This window comes from Desulfocicer vacuolatum DSM 3385 (assembly GCF_900176365.1).
Lineage (GTDB): Bacteria > Desulfobacterota > Desulfobacteria > Desulfobacterales > Desulfobacteraceae > Desulfocicer > Desulfocicer vacuolatum.
Genome location: NZ_FWXY01000044.1, coordinates 1 through 11928, shown reverse-complemented (window position 1 = coordinate 11928; position 11928 = coordinate 1). Strand labels below are relative to the sequence as shown.

General features: G+C 46.3%; 10 protein-coding genes. 4 read left to right on the top strand and 6 right to left on the bottom strand.

The features are described from left to right. Window positions 1-173: 173 nt before the first annotated feature. From B9A32_RS20295 to B9A32_RS20280, 4 genes are read left to right on the top strand one after another with little or no spacing between them, the layout of a single operon-like run. Entirely contained in the window at window positions 174-470 is a 297-nt protein-coding gene (locus tag B9A32_RS20295; RefSeq protein WP_084071916.1) for a CHC2 zinc finger domain-containing protein, read from the top strand. A gap of 2 nt (window positions 471-472) precedes the next feature. Continuing rightward, window positions 473-1024, top strand: coding sequence for a DNA methylase (locus tag B9A32_RS20290; RefSeq protein WP_084071912.1), 552 nt, complete (start codon window positions 473-475; stop codon window positions 1022-1024). Continuing rightward, the gene (locus B9A32_RS20285) at window positions 1025-2692 is read left to right on the top strand and encodes an integrase (protein ID WP_139795912.1); all 1668 of its coding nucleotides are present in this window, start codon (window positions 1025-1027) and stop codon (window positions 2690-2692) included. Then, on the top strand, window positions 2689-3351 hold the full coding sequence (locus B9A32_RS20280) for an AAA family ATPase (RefSeq protein ID WP_084071909.1): 663 nt from the start codon (window positions 2689-2691) through the stop codon (window positions 3349-3351). The genes B9A32_RS20285 and B9A32_RS20280 overlap by 4 nt, the downstream gene beginning before the upstream one ends. 279 nt (window positions 3352-3630) lie before the next feature. Here B9A32_RS20280 and B9A32_RS20275 read toward each other — a convergent pair whose 3' ends face one another. The 6 genes from B9A32_RS20275 to B9A32_RS22580 form a co-directional block, all read right to left on the bottom strand. Then, window positions 3631-4011, bottom strand: a complete 381-nt coding sequence (locus B9A32_RS20275) for a CoA transferase (RefSeq protein ID WP_084071907.1) — start codon at window positions 4009-4011, stop codon at window positions 3631-3633. Between the two features lie 173 nt (window positions 4012-4184). Beyond that, entirely contained in the window at window positions 4185-5639 is a 1455-nt protein-coding gene (locus B9A32_RS20270; RefSeq protein WP_084071905.1) for a DUF1329 domain-containing protein, read from the bottom strand. Between the two features lie 72 nt (window positions 5640-5711). Then, on the bottom strand, window positions 5712-7217 hold the full coding sequence (locus tag B9A32_RS20265; RefSeq protein WP_084071902.1) for a DUF1302 family protein: 1506 nt from the start codon (window positions 7215-7217) through the stop codon (window positions 5712-5714). An 86-nt stretch (window positions 7218-7303) separates the two neighbouring features. Beyond that, window positions 7304-9697, bottom strand: coding sequence for an efflux RND transporter permease subunit (locus B9A32_RS20260; protein WP_084071900.1), 2394 nt, complete (start codon window positions 9695-9697; stop codon window positions 7304-7306). A 105-nt stretch (window positions 9698-9802) separates the two neighbouring features. After that, a complete protein-coding gene (locus tag B9A32_RS20255; protein WP_170923935.1) occupies window positions 9803-10828 on the bottom strand; it encodes a WD40/YVTN/BNR-like repeat-containing protein in 1026 nt (341 codons plus the stop codon). Between the two features lie 209 nt (window positions 10829-11037). Beyond that, window positions 11038-11355, bottom strand: a complete 318-nt coding sequence (locus tag B9A32_RS22580) for a putative quinol monooxygenase (RefSeq protein ID WP_084071893.1) — start codon at window positions 11353-11355, stop codon at window positions 11038-11040. Window positions 11356-11928: the final 573 nt, after the last annotated feature.

Sequence of the window (11928 nt, the reverse complement as noted above, 5' to 3'; positions counted from 1 at the left end):
ATCCCAGGACCATTTAATCTGATATATTTTGAATTTGGTCAACTTATTCTGAAAATTTCTGCATTCAAGTAGTTATTTTATTGTGGCACTTAACAATTGGTCATCACAGCAAAACAAAGAGCAGATTTTCATCCCGGGAATTGTTTGAACTGAGGAACAATATACCCGTGGATATGTTGATCCGGGACCTTTTACAGATTCCATCCAAGATCAGGGATGGCTATTTTCGTTTTCTATGCCCCCTATGTAATGAGTTTCAGACCGCAGTAAATCCAGCCACAAACCTGGCCAGGTGCTTTAGATGCGGAAAAAACTTTAATACCATCGACCTTGTCATGAAACTCAAGGGATATGGATTTAGGGACAGCGTCCTGTTTTTGAAGCAGATAAATACAGCCCCTCAGGTTCCGGCATCAACACTGACTGCCCTTGCCGCTGTAATCGGCAGGCCCATAGCGAGGGGGCAATAAGTATGGAACGACTGCACAAACTTGAAATATTGATTGCCCGTAATCAGGAATGTTTTTACAAAATCGGCCAGGCCTTGAAAGAAATTCGTGACAATCGTTTGTACAAGCAGGCTCTGTTTGAGTCATTCGAAACATATACCAGGGAGCGGTGGGATATGGGTAAATCCCATGCCTATCGCCTGATCACCTCCTATGAAGTCCTCTACAATCTGTCCCCAATTGGGGACAAACTGCCAGCCAATGAATCTCAGGTCCGTCCCCTTACCCAACTGGATTCAATAGAACAGCGCCGTATCTGGAAGGCGATTATAAACAGCGGCATGGAGCTGACCGCACGGAATATCAAAAAGTTTATCGATGCCCGAAAGACGGCACCGAAAAGTAAACCAGACCTAACTGATCGGATTTCGAATGAATACATCGCTGTAGTAAAGGCAATGCTTGAACAGGTCCGTTTGGCACAGCATGATCATTGGCAGCATACCTCCCGTCAGGCAGCATTGTTGTGGCATCAGGTTATATACGAAAAAATTGTATCAAGGGAGGGCAAATAATTGGGTGAATTGACTCTTGATGACCGTTTTCACTTACTGCTGCATAAAAAGATCATGAACAAAACCGGGTCTGCCAAGAGAAGATCCAAAAAATATTACAAGGACCAGTACAAAAAAACTGGGATTATCCCGGTGCCCCTTTTGCTGGTTGAAAAAGGGATTATGGAGGGCCGCAAGTGCAGCGGACGGCCCCGGGCCATAGACGAAAAAACAAAAAGAAAGTTTGTTGAAATGGTCAAGGCTTCATGCGATCCCTCATCCCAGGGGTTTATTTTTATCACCAGGAGAGCCAGGACCATTAAAAATTATCACTACTGGCTGGAACAAGAGCTGGGCAAAACCATCAGCCTCCCGGCACTTCGGCGATGTGCCAAAAGAGAAAACCTTAAATTTTATCTGGAAAAAGAGGATGAACAGATTCAGTCTCCGGTCATTCATGCCTTCAAATCGGTGCCGGTATTTGATTTGATACAGGTTGACGGCTGCAAGTTCCAGTATTTGAAAATTAGAAATAAACACGGTAATTGGCAAAAGCCACAGGTGATTGAAGTTTTTGATACCAGTTCCAGAAACATGTTTATTCTGGAATTTTATTTTACCGAAAGCAGCCTGAACTCTGTGGATCTTTTTACCCGTTTTTTGTTGAGCACCCCATTCCCTTTGAAAAAAATAGGGATCAGGCCCGACCAGGCAAAAGGATTTTTAAATCTAAAGCGTCCCATCAATGCCATTAATCTTGCGCATTCTACTCCGCAAGGCTTCTATTTTGCACCGGATTTTTCAAGGGCATATTCACCCAAAGATAAGGCGCATCTGGAATCTTCACACCGGAGCCTGCACAATTTTGAAATACGGATTATCAAAGCCTTTGAGAACAGGATTGTGAAAACCATTCCAGAATATACCTTCAAGCGGGGAAAAAAGGAGAAAATTACTGTAACCCTTCTTGATATCACACTTCAGGAATTAAGGATCAGTAATATGCTCAGCGAATACCGCAACGAACATAATCATACACAACATTATTTTACTGAAGACGGAGTGGTCAGTGCTTGGGTACCGGCACAGAAATTTGATGATTTTTTATCAAACCAGGCAGATATACTGAATTTTAATCCGGATCAGGTTCAAGAATATATGAAGTACGGCTACAGGAAAATCAAAGCCACCGTATCCAAAAGCAGGACCATTCGCCATGATAACCGGGACTATTATGTGACAAGTGGCGCAGACCGGTTCAGCAAGCATAAAAGTACACCGGTAAAAATTTCCAGATACAAGGATAAACTTTTTATTTTTGAGCAGGGTGAAGAAGGCGTACTGTTGGGTGAAGCCATTGCAAAAAAGCCATTTGACAGATCGCCTTCACCAGCACCTTCACCCGTGCCGCCCGATGAACTCGACACCATTATCACTCTTTTGGGAAAGCACGATATGGCTGTTGATCGGCCTGCTTTAATCGAAGTTTATCATAAGGGCCTTACCCTTACCCGGGCAGAACAAGTGCTTCATCATAATCAATTAAGGTATGCCGATTACATGAAAAAGATGAACCAGCCTGATGACCGTAAAAATCAGGCCCTGTTCAATGCATTTATACTGGATTACCAAAAATTGATCAATACGAATCATGTGGCCACTTATGCATCCCACGGAGACATCACATGAAAGAGGATTTTATCAGTGATAAACGAAGAGTCTCATATTTGGCTGCCACTTATAACCGGATTTACAGGGGACAAAGTGTTCTCATTGAAGGGGACTTTGGTGCAGGCAAAACCCGTTTTTTAAAATTGCTGCGCCCCAAAAAGCTCCATGCCGTATGGGTTGAGTCCCTGTTCAACATCCATGAAACCTTGGCATCCATACTCAAAGAATTAAATTATGAAGCCACAGCCACCTACAGACGGACTCCCCAATACCTGAAAACGATCTGCAACCTCTCCAATTGTTTTATCATCATAGATGAGGCCAATGATCTGGATACAAGGGTCTGGCCATATCTTAAGCGAATTATTGATGCCGGAGTTCCCGTCGTATTTGCTGGACTCCCAAAGGTCCGAACCTATTTGAGCCGAAATCATCCTGATATACTCAGCCGGTTAAAAACCCTGATTTTGTATCCCATAGAGGTCGAGGATTTTATCGAAAAGTACAAAGATATCCAGCAGGAAGCGATTGAACAGATTTATATGGCCGTCAAAGGCGATATGAGAAAATTTAAAGAGATCTGTACAGACTGCCGGGATAGGGCAAATGAGCTAAACCACCAATTTGTTGATATTAACCTTGCGCTGGAATTTATAGCAGACCTCCCTCCCCAATAGTTCTTATCACAATTTATCTGTACCGACAGGCCATCTTTGGTATAAGCCGAGGGTGGCCTGTCTGTATCTTAACCTTATATATTGAAGCCGATTTTTGCTTGATCCATTTGTAAAAAATGCCAAACCACAGATCATTTTTGATTTTTTTTTACATCGTTACATTATTTTGTAACTACCAATCTGTCGAAACGTAATTATAAGGTGCTTAAATTGTAGGTTAAAATCGATTTTATATTAAAATCGATGTGGTCACAAAACCGTTACACTATTTGAATCTCATCAGCCGGTAATGGAAACGTACAGCAGGTTGGGAAAGGAGGATGAAAGGGATTCATAATCAAGCCCCAGTGTTTTCATGACGCCAGGACGAAATCCCTCCACAAGAATGTCATAACCTCCCAAAAGCGTTTTGAAAACCGACCGGCCACCATCCACTTTGAGATCCAGCGTCACGCTTTTTTTTCCCCGGTTAACCGCTTCAAAAAGCGGAAAATAAATTTCTTCTCCGGGGTCCATGAATGCCCGGGCCGGATCGCCTCCATCTGGGTTCTCCACCTTGACCACTTCAGCGTCCATTTCCGCCATGAGCCATGTCATATATGGACCCGGCAGGTTCATGGTTAAATCCAACACACGCAATCCATGGAGTGCGTTTTTCATTTCGGTTCTCCTTTACATTTTTTCCAGCAAGATTGCGCTGCAGGCAAATTCTTCCACAGAGATAACGCCACCACCATTTTTCGCCAACCCGATTCGGGCCTCTTTCACCTGATTTGACCTAAGTTTGGGGCCGGTGGGCAACAATGCTACCCACCGGGGCTTTTTAGACTTTTTTACTTCGCATTCCTGACGATGGTTGCCATCCCCATATCTTTTCGAACATCCCAAAACGCAGGGGCTTGCCAAATTAAGCAGAATGTTGTGTGGAGATCGATATGATCATGCATATTGTAATGTATATTGAAATAAGAGGACACTCCCATCTCCGGTAAAAAACTCCAGGCCACTTCAGTTGTTCTGTAGAGCCGTCCTTGCTGATCGTAATTTGCAGTAAACCAGAGGTCAAACGTCTCCATGTCGATGTAAAGAACTCGTTTGCCATAAACGTAGTTGGCATCCTGCTGTTCCATTTCAACACGATATATGGGACGACGTTCCATCGTCACGTTACGCCAGGCAAAATCCTTTGAATCCACATACGCCTTCCCGTCAAAGGTAATCGGGACAAGATACTCACGTGCTTCTACAGTAATTTTGTATGGGTATTTATTAGGTGACAGTTTTTGCCAGAATACTTCCGTATCGTCATAAATGGTATCCTGTCCCATGACCGGGTCCTGGGTGTCGGTTGCTGACATTTTGCGCACTCGGCGCATGGAGGGAATATACATCAAGTTTTGATCTGCGGTATTCGGGTTCAGGTAAGTCAAAGAGGTTCGTGCCGTACCGGCAACGTCACGTGGGCTTGGAAAAAACCAATGGAGTGCATAATGCTCTTTTCGTTTTTCTGCACGTTTGTCATACCAATCGTAAGGTGGCATGAGAACACGATTGGTCAGACGGGCGGCATTTTCCAAAAGGTATCCATTATAATCGACGGTTAAATTCTTGGTGATCCCAACGACCTTAAGTACGCCTCCAACGTTTACCCCCCATTGATTATAGCGATGCTTCCAGTTATACACGATCTGATTTCCCATAAATTTTCCTGAAGGCCGCGGAAAAGGAATACCCGGCGCCAGTGTGTCTGTGATCAGGTATCCATTTTCATCGAGTTTTGTTTTCCCCATATTGCTCTTACACGCCTCGGCAACCGGTAGCGACAGGTACAACTGCCGTGTCGGTATAATATTAAATTCCGGAATATTAAGTGCGTGCGGCGGCTCACCCGGTTTGATGCGGTCATAGCGCTCTGGAATGATCAACTCCTTGAACCCGGGGTATTTTTTTAAATCTTGATAAGTGTACTTTCCCGGTTTGATCTCCGGGGCCACCTTGCCCACCACTTCCGGGGCTTTGAATTGGACCACTTCCGGCCATGCGATTTTCATCTTTTCAACATCATAGGTGACCTTGTCAAGGATTTCAGGCGGCAAAATATTTTTCAGATCAAGCGGAGAGTCGAACATCGACCGAGGGTCATCAAGCCCTTTTTTATACTTCTCAATTGTTGACGTAGAGGGGATATAGCTCCCCGGATGAGGCAGTGAACCTGCGCTGGCGCATTGAACAGATATGATCAGGAACCCCGCTAACAAACCAATCATACGCCTTTTCAAAAAATTCATTGTATATTTCTCCTTTATTTCAGTTTTTTTAAATATATTAACATTCGCATGGTGTTCAGCAGGGATCTCATCTTAGAACCGGTGTGACACGGTCATGAAAAACTGATCCTTGTTGGCGAACGGCTCAAAGCCGGCACCATCTTTGTCGCCGCTAAAGAATACGGCGCCGATGGTGTATTCCCATTTATGGCTATACTCCCAGCCAAGCTCGAGCTTGAGCAAATCAGCATTATTGGTTTCATCATGCCAATAGGTCACCGCGGGCTCCAGCTTGTTGTGGAAATAGGTGGTGTTCATAACAAATATCCAGTCCTTTCGATTGGACTGAACCGAGAGCCCGTAATCTGGATAATCGAGGATTTTTCGATTGACAAACTGGGAGAAGAGCGAAAAATAAGCCTTGGGATTCAAGAAGTTGATCTTAAACTTCCAGTCAAGCCCGATCCCGATCTGCAGTTCATCCAATTCTTCAAAGGCGTTGAGGTTGTTGGTAAATGTAGAGTCCATTGCGTACACGATTTCGGCACGCAGCACCGGCGATACCCCGCCCAGCGCCTTGATGTAGATGCCGGGAAAATCCCTTGTGAAAGTGGCTCCCACGAACTCCAGATCGGGATAGTAGCCGGCCTCGGGCAGATGAAGAATCAGCCGGTTGTCCCAGGGAGAAACCTCTATCCGGGGGTCACCGGTCATTATCGTCACCGGCGTGTTGGCAACACCGTTGAAATAATTCAGGGTCATAATGGCGTCGGCCATCACAGTACGGATCCGAAATCCATACTCATACCCCTCATCATCCCACTCATCGGGTTCTTCAATCGCCTGGTCAAATGAGCCCACACTCATGCCCGGTCCCGCCATGACGTTGGCGCCCCAAATGCCCCATACGTCACCGCCCACAGACACCGACTCGTTGCTGCGGAACTTCACATTGGGATTGAAGATGAACTGAAAACCCAGCTCCGTCATCCATTCAGTATCAGGGGTTATGAAATATTCGGCCCGCAGCAACCACAGGGGGAGAATCGTGCTTTCAAACTCCACATCGGTAATACCGCGCCGCTGGTCCTCAGGGTTTATCTGGTCCATGATCCGAATACCGTCTGTTTCGCCCCACACGACGACTTGTTTTCCCACCCGGAACATGAAATCACCCGGTGTCCAGGTAAGATGAAATTCTTTGAGCACATCATCAAAATCGCCCAGTATGAAACGGTCATCATCGGCCTTATCAAACCCTTTGGCCTTCCAGTCGTCTTTGCCATCCAACAATCCGTAAGCCCAATCGGCATTGAGGCTTACTGAGCCAAAAAACCGAAGCCTCGGCGTTAGATGCACCTTCGTTTCCACAAGTGCCTGGAACACAGCCGAATTAAAATCCTGCTGGGTGTCAAAATGATCACCACCGGTGATGTTAAAGCCAACGCTCTGGTTTATATATCCCATAATACTGCCATGTGCTTGCCCAAAATCAAACTCGACTGCCGCCACTGGGAAAGCCAGCATCAGCATGACCAGCAGCGTTACCCCCCCCCTTAAAATGAGTTTTTTCTTCTTGAAATTAGCGCGATCTGTCATCTTACCTCCTCCTTTTGATTACACATTAAGACCAGAAAAACATCTCCCTGTCACCTTGTGAATCTCGTGTTCTCCACTTATCGGGTTCATCCGATTTGAAGCGCAGAAGCCACTTTCTCCTGATTCGCCAACTGGACTTTTTTCTTCATGAACCGTGGTTTGACCAGCAGTATGATCAACGGGTGCAACGTCAGGGCCAAAACCATATTGGCACACAAAAGCATGGCCAGGAAAAAACCCATCTGGGCCTGAAACTTCAACGCCGAAATGAAATACCAGGTCAGAATCGGCAAGATCAGCGTCATACCGGTAAACACGATTCCTTTTCCGGTTGTGCGCACTGCACACAGAATCATCGTCCGCCAATCATCATGCACCAGTGCCTCCTCTTTGCACCGGCTGTAAAGATAAATGGCAAAATCCACCCCCACCCCCACCCCCACCGCCGAACACGGCAGGGTGCTGGTGGTAAGCCCAATCCCCGCCCAGGCCATGTAGCTGAAGGCGATCAGGTTCGAGAAAACCAGGGGAATTGTCAGCATGAAACCGGCAACAACTGAGCGAAAAGAAATCGAACACATGATAAAAATGGACAGCAGCACCACCGAATCCATAAAGGCATGGGCCTGCTTCATCTCCTCATTCAGGGCGATCTCCATGCCCACCCGGCCGCCAGCCAGCTTGAATTCACCATTGGCGATCTTCATAGGATGTTTTTCAAAAAAATCCAGCGCGGCTTTCTTTATCCGAAGCATATTGTCTGAGGTGTGGTCTGCGAAAAACAGCGTGATCTGGGTACGCTCCAGCCCCCCGTCAATAAATCGCCGAAGTACCGCCGTGCCCGCCGTGTTGCGGACATAGCCGAGTATACCCGTGAGCTGTTTGGGATCTCTTGGTAACTGGTGCCACATCTGATCACCGTCATGGAAGGTGAGGCAGAGCATCTTGCTCATGCCGATAATGGAGCTTGAGGACTTGTAGATATCTGGAAGTTCTTCGGCCATGTGCTGTTCGAACAGCTCAAAGGTCTTCAACACATCCGGCTCATACACTGACTCTTTGGCCCCCTCGTAATAGAGCATTAGGTTGTCCGATGAAATATTGAACTTCTCGTTTACCAGGGCCTGGTCCTGGTTGTATGTGTGATCCGGCCAGAGAATGGAGCTACCCGGCGTGGGATCCCCCACCTTCAGCTGGGTGATCTGAAAGATACCTGTGCCGATGATCCCGATCATGCCAAGTCCTACCAGGAGCTTTCCCGGTCCCATGGAAAAATTGGCCATGCTCACAATGGCTTTACCCAGCCTCCCGAGTTTATCCTTTGCACCGAATGTTTGCGCCTTTATGGGCAGATAGCTGCAGATGATTGGCACCAACACGCCCTGGAGCGCGATGGTCACCATCCAGAAGCTCATCAGGATCGCCAGTTGCTGCATGAGAATAATCTTTGCCACCCCTAATACGAGAAAGCCCACCGCATCGGTGGCCACGGCCGCGGCATTGGGCATCATCATTGCCTTCATGGTTTCAAAGGCGGCAGCCACAGGGTTGTCACCCAACGCCCGGAACTCTTCAATATACCGATGTGTGATCTGCACGGAATTTGACAACATCCGCGCGCCCACAAGAAAAGCCAGCACATACAAAAGCGGGCTGAAATTGATTCCAGTCCAGCCAATAAACCCGAGGCCCAGGGCCGTGCAGATCGCCGACATGGCGATGGGGGCGACCATGCCCACAACATTTCGAAACACCAGGAACAAAATCAGCATCATCAACGCCACACTGATGGCAAACACTATGTACATCTGATACTTGTAGCTGTAAATCCACCCCATTAGCATGGGATAACCCACGATGTGAATTGAGGTGTTCTCATCCGAGTAGCGCTCCACCAAGTCCCGCAGCTTTACAAATATCTGCTCGTAGGAGATGTCCTCTTTCATCTGGGTGAGCACCAGCGCAGCGGTGCCGTCCTCTGACACCAGTGTGCCGTCATACTGGGGCAGCGAAAACACATGCTTCTTCAACAGTGCCAAGTCTTCTTCGGTCTTTGGAACCTCCGGGAACATGAGCGCCTCGATGACGATCTCTCCTTTGGCCTGGGTCTTGACCACCTTGGATGCGTTGCTCGCCATCGATACGGTGAGCAGTCGATATACCTCTGGCCATAGCTCGATCTTCCGGGTCATCTCTTTCACTTTGCCCAGGGTCTGGGGGTTGAAAATATCTCCCGACTTGGTGTTGATGGCGATCACCACGTTCGTGCCTCCGCCGCCGAACACTTGTGCAAATCGCGCATGAAGCTTCAAATACGGATGATCATGCGGAAACATGTGAGATAAGATTACATCGGTTTGCATCCGGGTAATGCCGTATGAAAACGCAGTTACCCCGATTACGACAAACAACATGACCCATAAACGGTAGCGAACCATATAAGAGACGATTCTGTCATGTTTTCCTTGATTATCTGGCATAGTATTCCCCTTTTTTATTCATCCAAACTTTGGTGCTGGGAAGGATAAACCAATTACGATTACCCCATGGATTTCGAGTATACAATTGATGTGAATCCGAGTTGTTTATTCGCCTGCGACCCGTTTCCACGAGGCCCCCGTCGCATCGGAAAGATAAATCCATCCTTTTTTGCCCACAGCGACAAATCCGGACGGTCCCCTTTGGGCAATTCCGTATACCCAGCCGTATACAATGGAGGGCGCCATATCGCCTGCATTGAAGGTGCTTCCGTAGTCGGTGCTGGTGATCAAATGCCCGACTCCACCTGCAATAATGCGCCCGAACCCATCGGCGTTGATTCCAAAAATATGGGTCCTTGGCACCCCGTTTCCGGTCACTTTTTCCCAGAAGTCCCCACCGTTGGTGGTACGGGAGATATATCCATCGATGCCGCTCGCCCAGGCGGTTGAAGGGTCAACAGCTTTGACAGCGTATAGGAAGGTGCCGCCGACAATCTCTCCGGTTTCTTCTGAAAATCCAAACTCGCCAGCCTGCTGATCCCAGTGCTTCCCGCCGTCTTTGGTGTGATAAATATATCCGAACTCACCCACTGCCCAGCCGTTTTTTTCATCGCAAAACGAAATGCTCTTGAGGATAAAATCCTGGTCGTTAAATTGAATCTGCCAGCTCTCCCCCCCGTTTTCCGTATATAAAATGTGGGTTCTTTCACTTACGATCCATCCGGTCCTGGCATTAATAAAAAATACACTCATATGAAAATAATCAATGGGGCATTCCTGCTTTTCCCAGTGCTCCCCTCCATCGGTGGTGTGCAGAATCGTTCCGCCGTCTCCCACAACCCAACCGTTCTGCGAATCCACGAAGTAGACCGATGATAAGGTGAAATCGATGCCACTTTGCTGATGGTGCCAGCTCTCACCCCCGTTGCTGGAGTGGACAATTGTTCCCCAGCGGCCGCATGCCCACCCATCCGATTCGCTCGGGAAGCTAACTGAGAAAAGATCCTGAGCAAATTTCTCCCGGGCTGAAAGCATCTGCGGTATAAAAACTACCATGAGCATCAGTAGGGCTGAAACTTTGAAAATTTTTTTTAGAAAATCAAATCCACCTTGCATCGTTTTGCTCTTCATTCTGGAATCCTTTTTTTTTTGAACTCTCTGCATTAAAAGACTCGTTGATCCGCCTGTGTTAGCGACTTCTGTCTCCATGGTAATATCGGCAACCTTTGTTTGAAAAGGGTTCCGGCATCGTTATTTTGTTTAGTACCTTAGAAATGATTTTTGTGTTTTGTCGCGTGAAAATGGCATTGTTAAGTTGCCAGATTTATAATCTAATAATTTTATTTGTGCCCTTTGCATATACTCAACGGTTCCTGTTTCAGGATCGTATTGAACTGCATCTTATGCGACTCATTCAAGAGTCTAATGGCGCCGTTTAGCAAACTGAATTGGTCTGAATGCAAGTACCGATTCAAATCCCGCTTATTCTGCCACTCCTCAACCAGTACGAAGCTGTTAATATCTTCCATGTCTTGATAGAAGTGGCATTTTATGCACTCATTCTCCTGACGCACTTTCTCAACTATGGATAACATCGTTTGTAATAGCTCTTTCCGTTTTTTAGGCGTAACTTGCATCTTAAAAGTGGCAATAATCATGCAATGCTTCTCTTTAACTCAACCTTTATAAATACGCACCACAGGTGGCCAAGTTGATAATTTAGTGGTTAGCCTGTCCAAAAACTCAAGGTAAATAAACGCATTGTCGTAACGGGGATCTTTTTCTCCTTTGCCTATACAGGTTAAGCAAACCTTGTGCCAAACAGTCTTACCGAAACATTGGTGCCTCAACACCTTGTAAATAGAGGACATTAATCAATGATGATAAATTAAAAGGAACGGGAAGGATATATGAATCCGTGAAATATGACAGAAAGTGCTATAAATAACGGTTTTGTTTGAATCCATGAAAAGAGTGTGCCTTCCCACCCGGTTATGGGTTGGAAATTTTCTAATTATAACTGATTTCGCTCCCAATAAAGCTGGTTTCAAACCCTTTTGATTCCAGTTTTATTGGGCGTTTTAAGACGGGTCCTTCAAATCCATCATAAACAGAATTTATTGACTTATGAACTTATTAGATTCTTATCTCTTATTTTCGTGTTGTTTTGGCAAAAGAATTATGTAGACTACTCATAACTATTTGCCAATTCAGGGATTATCACCATTGAT